We start from the raw sequence: 16,880 nt of genomic DNA on the forward strand, positions 1-16,880 counted from the left end.
GTCAGTGAGGAGCGACCTCGACGGAGCCGGATGCGCGGCTTGGCAGCAGGAAGGCCACCACGATCGTGGCCACGGCCAGGACGGTTGCGACCACGAAGGCGAGCTTCATGCCGCTCAGGTGAGCCGTGGCGGCAGGAGCGCCGGTAGCGACCAGTTGGCTGGCTCGGGCGGACATCACGGTGACCACCAGGGCGGTGCCGAGGGCGGCTGCCACCTGCTGGAGGGTGCCGAGGATGGAGCTGCCGTGCGGGTACATGTCCGCGGGCAGGGCGCCCATGCCGAGGGTGAAGATCGGGGTGAAGGTGGCTGCCAGGCTCACCATCAGGAGGGCGTGCAGGGCCAGGACCTGCCAGTACGGCATGGTCGTGGAGATCTGGGTGAAGCCGGCCAGGGAGACGACCAGGCCGATGGTGCCGGGCAGGACCAGGGGGCGGCTGCCGAAGCGGTCGTAGAGCTTGCCGACGGTGGGGCCGAGGAGGCCCATGGCGAGGCCGCCGGGCATGAGGAGCAGGCCCGTCTCCAACGGGGTGAGGCCGCGGAGGTTCTGCAGGTAGAGGGGCAGCAGGATCATCGAGCCCATCATCGCGAGGAACGCGATGCACATCAGGACCAGCGACAGGGCGAAGGTGCGGTGCGTGAGGGTGCGCAGGTCCATCAACGGGGCGCCGGTGCGTTGCAGTTTGAGCTGGCGCAGCACGAAGGTGGCGATGATGGCGGCGCCTGCGACGACCAGGCCGATGGTCGGGCCCAGGTTGGCCTTGCCCTCTCCGAAGAGGCTCAGGCCGTAGACCAGGCCGCCGAAGCCGAGGGCGGCGAGTGCGGCGCTCAGCCAGTCGATGGTGCTGACCTTCGGCTCGCCGATGTTGGTGAGGTGGCGCAGGCCGAAGTACGTCACGGCGCCGGCGATGGGCAGGACGGCGACGAACAGCAGGCGCCAGGAGCCCAGTTGCAGGATCAGGCCGGAGACCGCGGGGCCGAGGGCCGGGGCCACGGAGATCGACAGGGTCACGTTGCCCATCACGCGGCCGCGGTCCTCTTCGGGGACGACGGTCATCAGCGTGGTCATGAGCAGCGGCAGCATCACGGCGGTGCCCGCGGCCTGCACGATGCGGCCGAGGAGGAGCACCGTGAACGTCGGGGCCACGGCGCACAGGGCGGTGCCGGTGAGGAACACGCCCATCGCGATCGCGTAGCCGCTGCGGGTGGTGACGCGTTGCAGGAACCAGCCGGTCACCGGGATGACGGCGGCCATGGTGAGCATGAACGCGGTGGAGACCCACTGAGCGGCGTGTTCGGTGACCTGCAGCGACTCCATCAGGCGCGGGATCGCGTTGATCATGAGGGTCTCGTTGAGGATGACCACGAACGTCGCCAGCACCAGCAGGCGCACCACGAGTGGTGTTCGGCGCGCTTGCGCGGTCGGCCGGTCTTGGATCGCAGCAGGCATGTCAGGCCCTCACTAGGTAGCTGGCACAGTCACGTCGCGGCCAAGGCCGCCGGTGTCGTCGCTGACACCGGTTGAGACCGGCGGATCAGGTGGAACTCATCGGTGGTTCGAGTCTTTCACCATCACGGCGTCCGTCTCACCTGAATTCCGCCGTCAGCGGCATCAGGTCCTCGTCCGTCTACTCACACGTCGAACCGCGGGCGCGCGGATCGACAGGCCTGCCGGAAAACTTTCCGGCGGCGCGGTGCGGCACTCGGACCGTGGTCCGAGGCGGGAGGTCGGACCGCGGGCCGATCCGGGTGGGGTGCGGCGCTGGCAGCGTCCACGGTCATGACGAACAGGTTCCCGAACGGGTGGACCGCAGGCGGGGCGCTGGTGCTCGGGCCGTTGCTGTTGCTGGCCGGCACGCTGCTGCGGTCGCCCTTCCACTTCTTCTTCCCCGACCAGCTCAGGGCCGCCGCGGACCACCCGGCGCTGATGACGGCGGCGTACACGGTGTTCCTGGCGGGGCACGTGGTGATGTGGCCGGCGGTGGCCGAGGTCGCACGGCGGATCGGCGCGAAACGCCCGGTGTGGGCGGCGTGGGGTGGCGTGCTGGTGACCGTCGGGCTGTTCGCGCGGACGTTCCACGCCGGGGTGGACCAGGCGGCGTTCAGCGCGGTCAGGCACCGCGGGGTCGAGGAGGCGACGCGGCTGGTGGCGGACGGGTACGGGGACCTGCACCTGTTCAGCTACCTGTCGTTCACGATCATGTTCGGCTGGTACGTGCTCGCGGTCGGCGCCTACCTCGGCGGGGTGCTCGGGCCGGTCAGGGCGGTGGCGCTGGCCGCGATGGGGCTGCTGCCGCTGGGGGTGCTGAAGGGCGCGGAGGTGCTGTCGGTCGTCGGCACGGCCGGGTTGTGCGTGGCGCTGGTGCCGTTGGGGGTCAGGACGCTCCGGGAGCTGCCGCGGCCGAGCAGGAGGGCGGTGGTGCTCGCGGCGCCGGTCGCGGTGGGGTTAGGCGCTCTCGCGTTCGTCAGCACCCTCGGCTGAGCGGGAGGCGAAGGGCAGGGCGAACCACAGGCCGGCGAAGACGAGGAACGCCAGCGCGCCCACGACGACGGCCGGCCAGCCGCCGACGACGACCTCGGCCAGCAGCAGCACGGTGCCGGTCATGGCGGCGGCGAGGAAGCCGAGTCCGATCAACGCGAACGTGTTGCCCGAGTTGACGATGTCCTCGCGGCGGCCCTGGCGGAACAGGACGCGGTGCCACGCCGCAGGGGCGGTGAGGAACGCGACGGCGATGGCGGCGCACATGATCGTGGCGAGGTGCGTGACGCGGACGTAGCCGCCGACGGAGGCGTACTTGTCGGTGAAGGCGATGGAGAGCAGGAAGCCGAACAGGATCTGCACGCCGGCCTGTGCCACGCGGAGCTCCTGCAGCAGCTCGTTCACGTTGCGTGCGAGTCGGCGCTGGGAAGACTCCTCGGCTTCGCTCACGTGACCCGCGTACCCGCCCGCGCCTGTCCGGAATCCTCGGATTCGGCCAAATCGTCAGAACTGGCTGATCATCAAGAAGTCCGTCACGAACGCCACCGGGTCGCCCGCGGCGTTGCGGCCCACCCAGGTCGGGTAGACGCCGTCGCCCCAGCCGGTCGAGAACGCCACCACGTTCAGGCCGGACTCGACGTCGGTGAGGTTGACCGGCCCGCGACCGCCGCCGACGGCGCCCAGCGCGTCGATGAGCTCGCAGTTGCCGGACAGGTCGTCGCCGGCCAGCCGGTCGACGGCGGGTGCGGCGGAGAGGTCGAAGAACGCGCCGGTGCTCGACTCGACGTGGTAGCCGAAGCGCTGGCCGGGCAGCATCGGCGACACGTGCTCGCCGGGCACCAACGCGGGCTCCCACACGTACGCGGGCTCGTCGCGCACGGTCAGCTTGGCCGCGGCGACCCGGTAGCCCTGGCGCACGTCGGGGAAGCCGTCGCGGTCGAGCCACGAGACCAGGGAGACCGTCACCGGGTACTTGCCCGGCTCGAACGTCGCGGTGAACGGCTCGGCGTCCTCCGGCCACAGCACGAACGGGTCGGCCGCCACGAGCCGGCCGGTGGGCATGGCCAGCGAACCCACCTCGCGCACGCTGATGACCTGTTGGTCGTCACCACCGGTCGGTCTGCCGACGGGGCCTTCCTCGAAGAAGAGCTCGAACCCGGTCTTGATCAGCTGACTCGCCCCCACGCTTCGGTCTCCTTTCCCAGGGGCATGTTGGCAGAAGGGGTGCGGGCCACCCGATCGGGGCATTGCCGCCCCAAGCCGTTCGCGCTCGGCGAAGTCCGCCTCCCCCTGGTAGTACGGCTGCGATGCTCTGTACATGGGGGCGATCGAGGTTGTGCTGGGTGACATCACGCGTGAGAACGTCGACGCGATCGTGACGGCGGCGAACGAGTCGTTGCTCGGCGGCGGGGGCGTGGACGGGGCGGTGCACCGGGCGGCCGGTCCGCGGCTGGCGGAGGCCGGGGCGGCGCTCGCGCCCTGTCTGCCGGGGCGGGCGGTGGCGACGCCCGCGTTCGACCTGGCACCGGTGCGGTACGTGATCCACACCGTCGGGCCGGTGTGGGAGGGCGGCGACCACGGCGAGGACGAGGTGCTCGCCCGGTGCTACGTCAACTCGCTGCTGGTGGCGGAGGAGCTCGGCGTCGAGAGCATCGCGTTTCCCGCCATCGCGACCGGGGTGTACGGCTTCCCGCTCGACCGTGCGGCGGTGGTCGCCGCCGACGCGGTGCGGTCCACACCCAGCACCGTCGGCGAGATCAGGCTGGTCGCGTTCGACCGGGAGACGCACGACGCCCTGCGCGACGCGCTGGCCAGGCCGATCGGGGTGCGTCGCGGAGAAGAACCACCGGTGGACCGACAGCCTGGGTGACCACGCCGCGCTGGTGGAGGTCCTGGCGGCCACGCGCTGACGACCCGGCCGGGCGGCCATCACGCTGGGTGAAGATCACGGCTGGTCAGTGCCGTAACCTGGTGGGCGTGTCCGCTCCGACCCTCAAAATCGGCCCGTACGCCGTCGACCCGCCCGTTGTGCTCGCGCCGATGGCGGGGATCACCAACGTCGCGTTCCGGCAGCTGTGCCGTCAGTACGGGGCCGGGCTCTACGTCTGCGAGATGATCACGGCGCGGGCGCTGGTCGAGCGCGACCCGATGACCATGCACATGATCACGTTCGACGAGGGTGAGAACCCGCGGTCGATGCAGCTCTACGGGGTCGACCCGGTCAACGTCGGCGAGGCCACGAAGATGATCGTGGACGAGAACCTCGCCGACCACATGGACATGAACTTCGGGTGTCCGGTGCCCAAGGTGACGCGCAAGGGCGGCGGGGCGGCGTTGCCGTACAAGCGGGAGCTGTTCCGGCAGATCGTGCGCGCGGCCGTGCGCAACGCCGGGGACATGCCGGTGACCGTGAAGTTCCGCATCGGCATCGACGACGACCACCTCACGTACCTCGACGCGGGACGTATCGCGCAGGACGAGGGTGCGCAGGCCGTGGCACTGCATGCGCGCACAGCGTCGCAGCGGTACTCCGGCAAGGCGGACTGGACCGCCATCGCCCGGCTGAAGGAGGCCGTGACGAGCATTCCGGTGCTGGGCAACGGCGACATCTTCAGTGCTCAGGACGCGCTCGACATGGTGGCGCGGACCGGGTGCGACGGCGTGGTCGTCGGGCGCGGGTGCCTCGGGCGGCCGTGGTTGTTCCGCGACCTGCAGGCGGCGTTCCGCGGCGAGGAGGTCCCGCCGGGGCCCACGCTCGGGGAGGTCGCCGAGGTCCTGCGCACGCACGCGCGGCTGCTGGCGGCGCACGACGGCGAGCACAAGGGGTTGCGCGACCTGCGCAAGCACATGGCCTGGTACTGGCACGGGTTCCCGGTCGGCGGGGACACGCGGCGGGCGTTCGCGATGGTGTCGAGCCTGCAGGAGCTGGACGACCTGATCGGGCAGCTGGACCCGGACGTGCCGTTCCCCGTGAACGCCGAGGGGCCGCGGGGCCGGCAGGGGTCCGCCGCCAAGGTGGTGCTCCCCGAGGGGTGGCTGGCCGACCCCGAGGACGCGACCGTTCCCGCCGGCGCCGACGTGATGCACTCCGGTGGCTGAGCGCGCCGGGGTTCTCCTCGCCTCCCTGCTGCTGCTCGCGGGCTGCGCCACGGGTCCCGTCGCGGGCAAGGCGCGGCCGGTGTCGCTGTCCGACGGCGACCGCGCGAAGTTCCGCCAGTACTACGAGCGGCTCAACAAGGCCGGTGACGAGGGTGCGTCCGAGCAGGCCAAGCTGCTCAAGGACACCCAGCACCCCGACTTCCGGCAGAAGGCCTGCGACCTGCGCGGTGCCACGATCAGGGTCGAACCGACCTGGTCCACGCTTCGGATGGACGCCGACTGGGCACCCCCTGGCGAGAAGTCACACCCCCGCGGGGACGTGTACGTCGTCGCCGTGACGGTGACGCTGCGCCAGGAGGAAGCGGTGGTCGGGAGCCAGATCGGTTCCCTGCACGTGGTGCTCCTCGAAGACGAGGTCTACGGGTTCGCGCCCTGCATCGGTGGCTGAACGGGTTGATGATCTTCCAAGCTCACTGGATCGGAGCAGCTCGCGGTCAACCGGACGGGGGAAATCCCGCCCCCACGCGTCCTTCTAGCTCAAGCGCCGCCTCTTCGGAGACGACACCTGGCAGGTAAGGAGGTGATCGCGATGACCGCGCTGCGACCCGAAATCGCAGAGACCGAGCAGGCCGACGCCGGTGCCGGGCAGGGTGCCGGGCTGGTGGGGCTGCACGAGTCCATCGCGACGTTGCTCGCCTCCCGCGGCCAGTGGCGCCAGGCCTACCAGCACCTCCGCTCCGCGCTCGACCTCGTCCAGGCCGACCAGGTCGAGGAGCCGCACGTTCCCGAGCAGCTGCGCCGTGAGGTCGACCGGCTGCGCAGGGAGCACGCGGAGGCGCGGGAGCAGAGCCTGCGCGACAGCCTGACCGACTCCTACAACCGCCGCTACCTCGACCAGCAGCTGATGGACCTGCTCGCCGAGCACGGCGCGTGTCGGCACGGGCTCGCCATCGCGCTGATCGACCTCGACTGGTTCAAGCAGGTCAACGACACGTTCGGCCACCTGCTCGGCGACCGGGTGCTGCAGCGCGTGGTGGAGCTGCTTCAGCAGGGCCTGCCGGAGGGCGCGTTCTGCGCCCGGTACGGCGGCGAGGAGTTCGTGCTCGTGCTGCCGCGGGTGGACGCCGTTTCCGCGGTCGCCGTGGCCGAGGCTGCACGGGAACGTGTCGAGCGTCACCCGTGGGACGAGATCGCGCCGGGGTTGCGAGTGACGGTCAGCGCGGGCCTCGCGTACGAGCCGCCCGCGGACGAGGCGCCGCAGCGGCCGGCGGTCAGTGCCGAGCAGCAGCTGCTGCGCGCCGACAGCCTCCTGTACTCGGCCAAGCAGTCCGGCCGCAACGCCGTGGCGTACCGTTCGGACGGCCGGGTGCGCCTCGCCGGTGCGGCATCCGGTCGGCGTGCCATCACCCAGACACGGGTTCTCGGTTACTACTGAGTGACCCAGCTCACCCGTTCAGGGCAAGGGGACTGCGCGTAATCGAGTACAGACCGAACTTCTATCACCCGGAGTGGTCGTCAGAAGTCGCCTACATCCGTAGTATCGCGGGCGCAACTGACACGCCGGTGATGCAACCCTTGTGTCCCGGTCGTCGTCAACTCGTAATAGCGAACCGCTAAAACGCTTCTGACCCTGAAGGGAGATTGGGTGCCCGACGACCCCCGACGTGGCGGCCCCTCTTCCCGCGGTGATCAGGAACCCCAGGACCAGCCGACCGGCCGTAGACGTCGCTCGATGGAAGGCTCTGGGGGCCTGAGCGTCTCGGACCTCATCGAGCAGCACAGCAGGACGAACATCCCCCGGCCCGTCCCGCCTGGCTCGCCCGACGCTTCCACCACAGGCAGGCGTGCCCTGCCGGAGACCCCACCCGACACCGGCCGCCGTTCACTGCCGGAGCCGCCCGCCGACCAGCGGCAACCCGCTCCGCAGAACTTCGCCGGCGGCCAGGCGCCCGACCAGACCGGCCGGCGGCGCAGGCCCGAACCCGAGCAGAACGGTGCGCCCGCGCGCCCGGCGCCGGGTGAGCGGCGTGCGGAGCAGACCGGCACGCGGCCGCGGCCTGCCCAGAACCCGCCGCAGAATTCGCCACAGAATCCGCCACAGGGCGCTGTCCATCCGGGCGAACACACCGGAACCCGGCCGCGGCCCGCGCAGAACCCGCCCCAGAACGGCGCGCACCCCGGTGAGCAGACCGGGATGCGACCGCGGCCCGACGCGAACGGCGCACCGCGGCGACCGGCTCCCGGCGACGCGGTGCAGCGGCCCGACGCGAACGGCGCTCCACGGCGACCGGCTCCCGGCGACGCGGTGCAGCGGCCCGTGCGACCGGGCGAGGCGAGCGGTGCGGTGCGCCGCCCCGGTTCGCCCGCCGACGCACCGGGTGTGCGTCCCGGCGACGCGAGCGGACCGATTCGGCGGCCGGACACCCCCGGCGACCCGAACGGCGGTCCGCGCGGAGCCCGCCCCGGCGACGTGACCGGTGCCCAGCGGCGCCCGGACGCGACCGGAACCCAGCGACGCCCGGCTCCCGGCGCGCCCGTCGACCCGGCGGTGCGACCCGGCGAGGCCACCGGCGCGCAACGACGTCCCGATGCCCCCGGTGCCCGGCCCGGTGAGGCCAGCGGCACCATGCGCCGGCCGGTACCACCCGGTGCCCCGGTGGACGCGGACGGCGTGCAACGACGGCTCGACGCACCCCCCGGCGCGCCCAGGCGGCTGGCTCCCGGCGACGCACCGTCGTCGAACGGCATCCCGCGCCCGCCGGTTCCCGACGGCGGACCGCGCAGGCCGACGCCCGGTGAGGCACTCGACGCCGGGCCGCGCAGGCCGGCGCCGGGCGAGGCCCCCGACGGGTTGCGCAGGCACGACGTGCCGTCGTCCAACGGCATTCCCCGCCCGCCGGTCCCCGGTGAGGCACTCGACGGCGGGCCGCGCAGGCCCGGACCCGGCGACGCTCCGGATGGCGGACCACGCAGGCCGACGCCGGGCGAGGCACTCGACGGCGGGCCGCGCAGGCCCGTGCCCGGCGAGGCCCCCGACGGGTTGCGCAGGCACGACGTGCCGTCGTCCAACGGCATTCCCCGCCCGCCGGTTCCCGGTGACGCGCGGCGGATGCCGCCCGGTGAGGCAGCGAACGGCAGGCCCGACGCCGGACCGCGCAGGCCGCACCCCGGCGACGCGCCGTCGTCGAGCAGCATCCGGCGCCCCGACCCGAACGGCGTGCCGCCCGAGGCCGGGCCACGCAGGCTGCTCGCCGGTGAGGCGCCCTCCGCGAACCGGATCCCGCGCCCGCCCGTCCCCGGCGAGGGGCCGGAAACGGCGCGCAGGCCCGGAAACGGGGACGTGACCGGCCGCTCGCCCATGCCGTCGCGTGCGGAGTCGAGCGGGCCGCGGCCCGCGCCCGGTGTCGCCGACCGGCTCGGTGGCGCCCCCGGCGTCTCCGACCGGCTCACGGGCGCTCCCGAGGACGCGCCCGCGGACGACCCCGGTCCCGAGGCCACGCAGATCGCCCCCGCGGCGGGTGTGGCCAAGGTGGAACGGCGCGAGGACATCGACCCGATGTCGCTGACCACCGAGATGGAGGCCATCGGCGACGAGGTCAAGAAGCGCCGCGAGGTGGACCACACGCTCGCGCGGTTCTCGGCCGTGCACGACGAGCTGCTGGAGCAGGAGCGTCAGCGCAAGGAACGGCGCGCGAAGCTCATGCCGTGGCTCAACGACGACGAGGAGAACGAGGAGGCGACGCAGTTCGCCGATCCCGTTCAGCTCGGCGAGGACGACGAGCAGGAACGCCCGGCCGGCCGCACCCCGCAGCAGCGCAAGATGATGCGCGCCGCGAAGGTCGGTGCGATCGCCGCCGCGGCGGTGGTGTTCGTGTCGACCGGTGTCGGCTGGGGCGCGATGCAGTGGGCCGACGGCCAGTTCCGGGACATCGACGCGCTCGGCGGCAACTCGCAGGCGGTGCAGCAGGCGGAGAAGCAGCTCGGTGACGAGAACTTCCTGCTGGTCGGCTCGGACACCAGGGCGGGCGCGAAGGCCGGCGACAACGTCGGCACGGCGGACACCGAGAAGGGCGCCCGGTCCGACGTGATCATGCTGGCGCACATCCCGGCCGACCGGAAGCGCATGGTCGTGGTGTCGTTGCCGCGCGACGTGCGGGTCGACCGGCCGAACTGCCGCAGCTGGGACTCGGACAGCGGTCAGTACGGCGGTGCGCTGGCTCCCGCCAAGGACGTCATGGCGAACAGCGTGTACGCCGAGGGCGGACCGGAGTGCGTCGCCAACATGATGACGCAGCTGACCGGGCTGAAGATCAACCACTTCGTCAGCATCGACTTCGTGGGCTTCCGCGAGATGGCCACGGCCGTCGGCGGCGTCGAGATCTGCACGTCCAAGCCGATCAAGGACAACGAGATCGGCGTCGTGATCGACAAGCCGGGCAAGCACATCCTCAAGGGCGACCAGGCGCTGCAGTACGTGCGGGCGCGCTACGTCCAGGGCGACGACGCCTCGGACTTCGCGCGCATCCAGCGCCAGCAGCAGTTCCTGTCGTCGATGCTGCGCACGGCGCTGTCGAGCGAGGTGCTGCTCAACCCGAGCCGGCTCAACGACTTCATCAAGGCCTTCACCAGGGCCACGGTCGGCGACAACATCGGCGTGGCGCAGCTGCTCGACCTCGGGCAGTCGTTGCAGGGCCTGGACGCCGGCCGGGTGTCGTTCGTGACGATGCCGCACTGGACCGACGACAACAAGCTGATCAACAACCCGGACGACAACATCGAGCGGCTGGACAACGACGGCGTCAAGAGGCTGTTCCAGTCGATCATCGACGGAACGCCGCTGCCGCTGGAGAAGCCGGTCGAGCAGAAGCCGGGTGAGCAGAACGCGCCGCCCAAGGCGGGTTCGGTGATCGACCCGAAGTCGTTCCTCATCCAGGTCGTCAACGGCGACCCGGCGAACGACGGTGCGGCCGGACGGATCGCGTCGTCGTTGCAGAACGTCGGTTTCCAGGTCTCCCGCAAGGGCGACGCGGTCGAGCGGGCGACGAAGACGACCATCCGCTACTCGAAGGGTTCCGAGGACCGGGCGGCGACGCTGCGGGCCGCGGTTCCCGGCGCGGAGCTGGTGGAGGCACCGGAGATGGGCGGCGCGGTGCTGCTCACCATCGGCGCCGGCTTCGACGAGAAGGTGGTCGACCCGAAGTCGGGTGGCACCGCCCCCGCGCCGAACCAGAACCAGGGCTCGGGCAACAAGAACGATCTGTCCATTGTGAACGCGGGCCAGGACCCCTGCGCGAAGTGATTCGCCTGGGGTTCACCTGCGGTTCATTCGGGCATGTCGCTCCCGCGATGGTCGCAACGTAGGCTGACCCCCATGCGCGAGGCCTACACCGACCAGCTAGAACAGCTCGCCGAACGACTGGCCGACATGACCGGCATGGTCGCTGAGGCGATGGAGAACGCGACCGCTGCCCTGCTGCGGGCCGACCTCGGCCTCGCCGAGCAGGTCATCAGCGGTGACCAGAAGGTCGACGACGTGCGCGCCAGCATCGAGGAGCAGTCGTACGCGCTGCTCGCGCTGCAGGCGCCGGTCGCCACGGACCTGCGCACCGTGCTCGCCGTGATCCACGCGGCCGAGAGCGTCGAGCGGATGGGCGACCTGGCGCTGCACGTGGCGAAGGCCGCGCGCCGCCGCCACCCGGCGTCCGCGCTGCCGGAGGACGTCCAGCCCTACTTCGCCGAGATGGGCCGCATCGCGGTCAAGCTCGCGACCGAGGCCGCGCTGGTCATCCGGGAGAGGGACGTCGCTCGTGCTCGTTCCCTCGAAGAAGAGGACGACGCGATGGACGACATCCACCGCCACCTCTTCTCGGTGATCATGGACAAGGAGTGGCAGCACGGCGTTGCCGCCGCCGTGGACGTGACGCTGCTGGGCCGCTTCTACGAGCGCTACGGCGACCACGCCGTGTCGGTCGCCAAGCGCACGGTCTTCGTCGTCACCGGCCGGATGCCCGGCTACGGTGACGACGACGCCCTGTAGGAACCGCTAGTCGCGCAGCTGCCCATCGCGCTCCGCTTCGAGCTCCGGATCGGCGTACGCCTCGGAGAACTCGGCGAGCACGGTGGGCAGTTCCGCGTCCCAGGCCGCTCGCGCTTCCTCGCGCGGCAGCTCACGTGCGTCGGCGGTGAAGTAGGCCCACGCCCGGACGGCGTCGGGCAGCAGCGCGAGGTCCTCGTCGCTCACCCGCAGCCGCGCGGCGACGTTCAGGATCAGCACACCGGTGAGCGACGCCGGTCCGTAGACCACCGGGTCGCGGCGCTGCTCGGTCGCGGCACCGGCGAGCACCCGCGCGAGCGCCCGTGCCAGCCCGGCGTCCGGCAGTGCGGCGGCGTGCTCCGAGGCGAGGAACGCCTCGACCACCTCGTCCGTCCTATCAGGACCTTCGGCGATCTCGTAGTCGGTGGGCACCAACGCACTCACGCGCGCGTCGGCCAGCGCGATCAGCTGGATCGGGTGCCGGACGTCCTCGGAGCCGATCAGGCCCTCCTCGGCGTCCTCGTCGGGGCCCTCGTCCCAGAACAGCTCGATGTCCGGCCACACCCGGTCGTAGACCTCGGTGGCGCTCAACGGCGTGATCCGGTCGCGGAACGCGTCGGGCGTGGAGGCGATCATGTCCTGCAGCAACGCCACCGTGCCCTCGTCCGGCGTCGCGAAGAGCTCGATCGCCGTGGGCCCGAGCACCGGCTGGCGCATGAACAGCACGGTCTCCGCGGCGCCGGCGCGTTCCTGCGTGATCGCGACGACCTCCACGTCCCCCAGCAGGTTCGTGACGAGGAACGCCTCGCGGAACGTCAGCTCCGCACCGGCGACGTACCAGGACGGCTCGGCGATCCCGCGTGCCGCAACGGTTTCCGCCGCGGCGGCCGCCTCGGCCCTGGTCTCGGCGTCACCCACGCCGGACAGCGCGCGCAACGCCGTCAGCGCGGCCGGGTCGTCCATGCCCCGCAACGCCTCGATCATCGGCTCGTAGCCGGATCCGGCGAGCCAGAGCGTGGCGTACAGCTCGCTCGCCCAGGCGTCCGCGAGCAACCAGGACTCGGAACGCAGTGCGGCCGCCGACTCGAGCAACGCCCCGTACGGGGACTGCTTCTCGGGCCGGCGGCCGGGTGCCTTGCCTTGCTTGCGCTTGCGCGACTTGCTCTGCGGGCTCACCCGCAGAAATTTAGCCGAAACGGCCGGAGATGTAGTCCTCGGTCGCCTTCTGGCCGGGGTTGGAGAAGATCTTCTCGGTGTCGTCGACCTCGATCAGCTGACCGGGCTGGCCGACGCCCAGCAGGTTGAAGAACGCGGTCTGGTCGGACACGCGGGCCGCCTGCTGCATGTTGTGAGTCACGATGACGATCGTGTACTCCTTCTTCAGCTCCGTGATCAGGTCCTCGATCGCCAGCGTGGAGATCGGGTCCAGTGCCGAGCACGGCTCGTCCATCAGCAGCACGTCCGGCTGCACCGCGATGGCACGCGCGATGCACAGGCGCTGCTGCTGACCACCGGAGAGGCCGCCGCCGGGCCGGTCGAGGCGGTCCTTGACCTCGTTCCAGAGGTTGGCGCCGCGCAACGAGCGCTCCGCCACCTCGTCGAGCTTCCGCTTGTCCTTCACGCCCGAGAGCCGCAGGCCGGCCACCACGTTGTCGCGAATGGACATCGTGGGGAACGGGTTCGGCCGCTGGAACACCATGCCGATGGTGCGGCGCACCTCGACCGGGTCCACAGTGGACGCGTAGATGTCCTCGCCGTCGAGCAGCACCTTACCCTCGACGCGCGCGCCGGGCGCGACCTCGTGCATGCGGTTGAGCGACCGCAGCACGGTCGACTTGCCGCAGCCGGAGGGGCCGATGAACGCGGTCACGTTCTTCGGCGGCACCGCGAGCGAGACGTTCTCCACGGCGTGGAACTTGCCGTAGAAGAGGTTCAGGTCCTTGATGTCGAGTCGTTTGGCCATGTCCGCCCGCTCACTTCGTCTTCGGCGCCAGCGCCCGCGAGATCACGGTCGCCAGGAGGTTGAACAGGGTGATGAGGAGCACCAGGGTGATCGCCGCGCCCCAGATGCGCTCGAAGCCCGCCTGCGTCGGGTTGTTGCGCTCGTTCACCATCATCAACGGCAGCGAGGCCATCGGGCCGTCGAACAGGTTGTAGTTGATGAACGGCGCGTACGCCGCGAGCACCAGCACCGGTGCCGTCTCACCCATGACGCGGGCGAGGGCCAGCATGATGCCGGTCAGGATGCCGGACAGCGCGGTCGGGATGACGATCTTGACGATCGTCTTCCACTTCGGGATGCCCAGCGCGTAGGAGGCCTCGCGCAGCTCGTCCGGGACGATCTTGAGCATCTCCTCGGTCGTGCGCACCACGACCGGCACCATCAGCAGCACCAGGGCGAGCGACACGGCGAGCGCGCTGCGGCCGAGGCCGAAGTACGTGATCCACACCGTGTAGACGAACAGCGCGGCGACGATCGAGGGGACACCGGTGAGGATGTCGACCATGAACGTCGTCGACTTCGCCAGCCGCGAGCGGCCGCCGTACTCGACGAGGTAGATCGCGATCATGATGCCGATCGGCACGGAGATGACCGCGCAGATGACGCCCTGGACCAGGGTGCCGTAGATCGCGTGGTACGCGCCGCCGCCCTGCTGGCGGGCCAGCAGGCCCGACATCGACTTCTGCCACCAGTCACCGTCGAGGATGACCGGGAAGCCGCGCTGGATCACGGTGTAGAGCACCCACACCAGCGGGATGATCGCGACCAGGAACGCGCCCCACACCAGTGCGGTGGCGAGCCCGTTCTTGATCTGGCGGGCGACGCTGACCGACTGGAACGTCGGCGGCGTCGCGAGGCGCGTGGGGTCCGCGAGGTCGGTGCTCACTCGTACTCCTTGTGGCCGGCGACGATCGAGCGCGCGATGGCGTTCACGACGAAGGTGAGCACGAACAGCACCAGGCCGGCGGCGATGTAGGCACCCGCCGAGCGCGTGTCGTTGAACTCCGGCGCGGCCAGCGCGATCTTCGACGCGAACGTCGAGCCGCCGTCGAAGAGCGACCAGCCGAACGAGCTGGTCGCGGTGCTCAGGATGATCGCGACGGCGATGGTCTCACCGAGCGCGCGACCGAGGCCGAGCATCGAGGCGCTGACGTAACCGGCCTTGCCGAACGGCAGGACCGTCGTGCGGACGACCTCCCACTTGGTCGCGCCGAGTGCGATGGCGCCCTCGATGTGCATCGTGGGCGTGCGCTCGAAGACCTCACGGCTGACGGCCGTGATGATCGGCAGGATCATCACCGCGACGACGATGCCCGCGGTGAAGACGGTGCCGCCGAGCTGCACGTTCACGTTGCCCTTGGCGAACAGCGGGATCCAGCCGAGGTGCGCGATCAGCCACTCGGAGAACGGGAACAGCACCGGGCCGAGCACGAACAGGCCCCAGAGGCCGAAGACGATCGACGGCACGGCCGCCAGCAGGTCCACGACGTAGGCGAACGGCCGGGCGAGGTTGCGCGGCGCGTACTGCGTGAGGAACAGCGCGATGCCCAGCGCGATCGGCATGGCGATCAGCAGGGCCAGCACAGCGACCACGACCGTGACGAGCGTCAGGTCCAGGATGCCGAACCGCAGGTTCGCCGGGTCCGTGGTGTTCCACTCGCGGCTGGTCAGGAAGTTGACGTTGTCCAGCCCGAGCGACGGGATTGCCTGCAGGATGAGGAACAGGCCGATCGCGCCGATGAGGACGACGATGAAGACACCAGACCCCGTCGCCAGGCCGCGGAAGATGCGGTCACCCGGCCGGACGTGTGGTGCCTTGGCGGTTTCTGGAGCTTCCGGTGTCGGGGGAATCGGAGCCTCCGAGGCGGTGGGAGCAGCCGCAACGCCCCGCTCGGCTCCGGGTTCACCGGAGCCGGCGGGGCGCTGGGCCACGACTGGATCGTTCATCGCGTCTGCGTCAGCCGAAGTTTCGCATCAACCTCAGGCGATCGCCTTCACGGCGGTCAGGATCTTCTCCTGGAACGCCTTGGGCAGCGGCACGTAGCCGGCCTCGGTCAGCTGCTGCTGGCCCGTGGAGGCGGCGACGGTCAGGAACGCCTTGACGGCCTTGGCGGTGTCGGCGTCGTAGCCCTTGGAGCAGACGATCTCGTAGGTCGCGAGCAGCAGCGGGTACGCACCGGCGGCCTTGGAGCCGTAGATCGAGTCGAGGTCGAGGACCAGGTTGTTGCCCTCACCCTTGACCTTCGCGCCGTCGATGGCCTTGCCGGCCGACTCGGCGGTCAGCTCGACGGCACCGGCACCGGAGTCGATCTTGGCGGTCGAGAGCTTGTTGTCCTGCGCGAACGACCACTCGACGTAGGTGATCGCACCGTCGATGGAGCCGACGGCCTGCGCGACACCGGCGGACTTCTCCTTGCCCTCGCCGACGCCACCCTTGAACTGCTTGCCGTCACCCTTGGTCCAGCCGCCGGCGACCTTCAGGTACTTCTGGAAGTTGTCGGTCGTACCCGACTCGTCCGAGCGGTAGATGACCGCGATGTCCTTGTCCGGCAGGTTCGCGGAGCCGTTGAGCGCCTTGATGGCCGGGTCGTTCCACTTCTTGACCGCGCCGGAGAAGATGGCGGCGGTGGTCTTGGCGTCCAGCACGAGGCTGTCCACACCGGACACCTTGTAGCCGATCGCGACCGGACCGAACACCAGCGGGAGGTTCCACGCCGGGTTGCCCTGGCAGCGCTTGGCGGCGGCCTCGGTCTCGGCACCGTCCTTCAGCGCGGAGTCGGAGCCGCCGAAGTCAACCTGACCGGCGTTGAAGTTCTTGACGCCGGCACCGGAGCCGGACGGGTTGTAGGCGAGGTCGGTGCCCGGGCAAGCCGCCTGGTACGCCTGGACGAACGCGTCGATCGCGTTCTTCTGGGCAGAGGAGCCCTCGGCGTTCAGCTTGGTCTTACCACCGCACTCGGCACCGGAGGCGGCGGGCGTGTTCGTGTTGCCACCCGTGCCCGCGTTGTTGTCGGAACCACACGCACTGAGCAGAAGCGCGCTGGCCGCGACGAGGCCGAGCACGGCGCCGTGCCGCTGGATCTTCACCTTGGTCCTCCACCTTGCGGAAGCATTAGCGGTTTCGCGACGGACGTCGCCGCTCGCTACGGAAGGTAGGTAGCCATGGTGGACAACCCACCTAGACGAGGTGAACGCAAGGTGAACACAGAACGGGAAGTGACCAGGCACACCGCCAGATGGGTGACGCCGTGACCTGCACGTATGCGGTT

15 protein-coding genes are annotated in these 16,880 nt (G+C 70.7%); 7 read left to right on the forward strand and 8 right to left on the reverse strand.

Annotated features, from left to right (window positions below; genetic code table 11):
- Position 1 precedes the first annotated feature (1 nt).
- The gene (locus ADL03_RS43940; RefSeq protein ID WP_053739597.1) at positions 2 to 1,447 is read right to left on the reverse strand and encodes an MDR family MFS transporter; all 1,446 of its coding nucleotides are present in this window, start codon (positions 1,445 to 1,447) and stop codon (positions 2 to 4) included.
- Between the two features lie 330 nt (positions 1,448 to 1,777).
- Here ADL03_RS43940 and ADL03_RS43945 point away from each other — a divergent pair, with 330 nt between their 5' ends.
- On the forward strand, positions 1,778 to 2,479 hold the full coding sequence (locus tag ADL03_RS43945) for a hypothetical protein (RefSeq protein ID WP_053739598.1): 702 nt from the start codon (positions 1,778 to 1,780) through the stop codon (positions 2,477 to 2,479).
- Here the strand turns inward: ADL03_RS43945 and ADL03_RS43950 are convergent.
- Together ADL03_RS43950 and ADL03_RS46405 are read right to left on the reverse strand one after the other, a co-directional pair.
- Positions 2,444 to 2,926: a DUF6328 family protein gene (locus ADL03_RS43950; protein ID WP_053739599.1), complete on the reverse strand. Its 483-nt coding sequence runs from the start codon at positions 2,924 to 2,926 to the stop codon at positions 2,444 to 2,446. The genes ADL03_RS43945 and ADL03_RS43950 overlap by 36 nt on opposite strands.
- 54 nt (positions 2,927 to 2,980) lie before the next feature.
- A complete protein-coding gene (locus ADL03_RS46405) occupies positions 2,981 to 3,661 on the reverse strand; it encodes a DUF4241 domain-containing protein (RefSeq protein WP_053739600.1) in 681 nt (226 codons plus the stop codon).
- Between the two features lie 133 nt (positions 3,662 to 3,794).
- On the opposite strand from ADL03_RS46405, the gene ADL03_RS43960 reads away from it, so the two are divergent.
- The 6 genes from ADL03_RS43960 to phoU all read left to right on the forward strand — a co-directional run bounded on the left by ADL03_RS43960 (position 3,795) and on the right by phoU (position 11,612).
- A complete protein-coding gene (locus ADL03_RS43960) occupies positions 3,795 to 4,346 on the forward strand; it encodes a macro domain-containing protein (RefSeq protein ID WP_053739601.1) in 552 nt (183 codons plus the stop codon).
- A gap of 107 nt (positions 4,347 to 4,453) precedes the next feature.
- Positions 4,454 to 5,575, forward strand: coding sequence for a tRNA dihydrouridine synthase DusB (gene dusB / locus ADL03_RS43965; protein WP_369809099.1), 1,122 nt, complete (start codon positions 4,454 to 4,456; stop codon positions 5,573 to 5,575).
- Complete coding sequence (locus ADL03_RS43970) at positions 5,568 to 6,023, forward strand: hypothetical protein (protein ID WP_053739602.1); 456 nt, start codon at positions 5,568 to 5,570, stop codon at positions 6,021 to 6,023. The genes dusB and ADL03_RS43970 overlap by 8 nt, the downstream gene beginning before the upstream one ends.
- Before the next feature lie 141 nt (positions 6,024 to 6,164).
- Positions 6,165 to 7,010, forward strand: a complete 846-nt coding sequence (locus ADL03_RS43975) for a GGDEF domain-containing protein (protein ID WP_082374098.1) — start codon at positions 6,165 to 6,167, stop codon at positions 7,008 to 7,010.
- A gap of 297 nt (positions 7,011 to 7,307) precedes the next feature.
- Positions 7,308 to 10,874, forward strand: a complete 3,567-nt coding sequence (locus ADL03_RS50605) for an LCP family protein (RefSeq protein WP_157529797.1) — start codon at positions 7,308 to 7,310, stop codon at positions 10,872 to 10,874.
- 72 nt (positions 10,875 to 10,946) lie between these two features.
- A complete protein-coding gene (gene phoU, locus ADL03_RS43990) occupies positions 10,947 to 11,612 on the forward strand; it encodes a phosphate signaling complex protein PhoU (RefSeq protein WP_053739605.1) in 666 nt (221 codons plus the stop codon).
- A 6-nt stretch (positions 11,613 to 11,618) separates the two neighbouring features.
- Here phoU and ADL03_RS43995 read toward each other — a convergent pair whose 3' ends face one another.
- From ADL03_RS43995 to pstS, 5 genes are read right to left on the reverse strand one after another with little or no spacing between them, the layout of a single operon-like run.
- Positions 11,619 to 12,785, reverse strand: a complete 1,167-nt coding sequence (locus tag ADL03_RS43995; RefSeq protein ID WP_053739606.1) for a hypothetical protein — start codon at positions 12,783 to 12,785, stop codon at positions 11,619 to 11,621.
- 10 nt (positions 12,786 to 12,795) lie between these two features.
- The gene (pstB, locus tag ADL03_RS44000; protein ID WP_053739607.1) at positions 12,796 to 13,572 is read right to left on the reverse strand and encodes a phosphate ABC transporter ATP-binding protein PstB; all 777 of its coding nucleotides are present in this window, start codon (positions 13,570 to 13,572) and stop codon (positions 12,796 to 12,798) included.
- A gap of 10 nt (positions 13,573 to 13,582) precedes the next feature.
- Positions 13,583 to 14,497 (reverse strand): phosphate ABC transporter permease PstA, encoded by a 915-nt coding sequence (pstA, locus tag ADL03_RS44005; protein ID WP_053739608.1) that lies wholly within the window; start codon positions 14,495 to 14,497, stop codon positions 13,583 to 13,585.
- Positions 14,494 to 15,558: a phosphate ABC transporter permease subunit PstC gene (gene pstC / locus ADL03_RS44010; protein WP_082374076.1), complete on the reverse strand. Its 1,065-nt coding sequence runs from the start codon at positions 15,556 to 15,558 to the stop codon at positions 14,494 to 14,496. The genes pstA and pstC overlap by 4 nt, the downstream gene beginning before the upstream one ends.
- Positions 15,559 to 15,591: 33 nt before the next feature.
- On the reverse strand, positions 15,592 to 16,698 hold the full coding sequence (pstS, locus tag ADL03_RS44015) for a phosphate ABC transporter substrate-binding protein PstS (protein WP_053739609.1): 1,107 nt from the start codon (positions 16,696 to 16,698) through the stop codon (positions 15,592 to 15,594).
- Between the last annotated feature and the right edge of the window lie 182 nt (positions 16,699 to 16,880).

This window comes from Nocardia sp. NRRL S-836 (genome assembly GCF_001279525.1).
Lineage (GTDB): Bacteria > Actinomycetota > Actinomycetes > Mycobacteriales > Pseudonocardiaceae > Lentzea.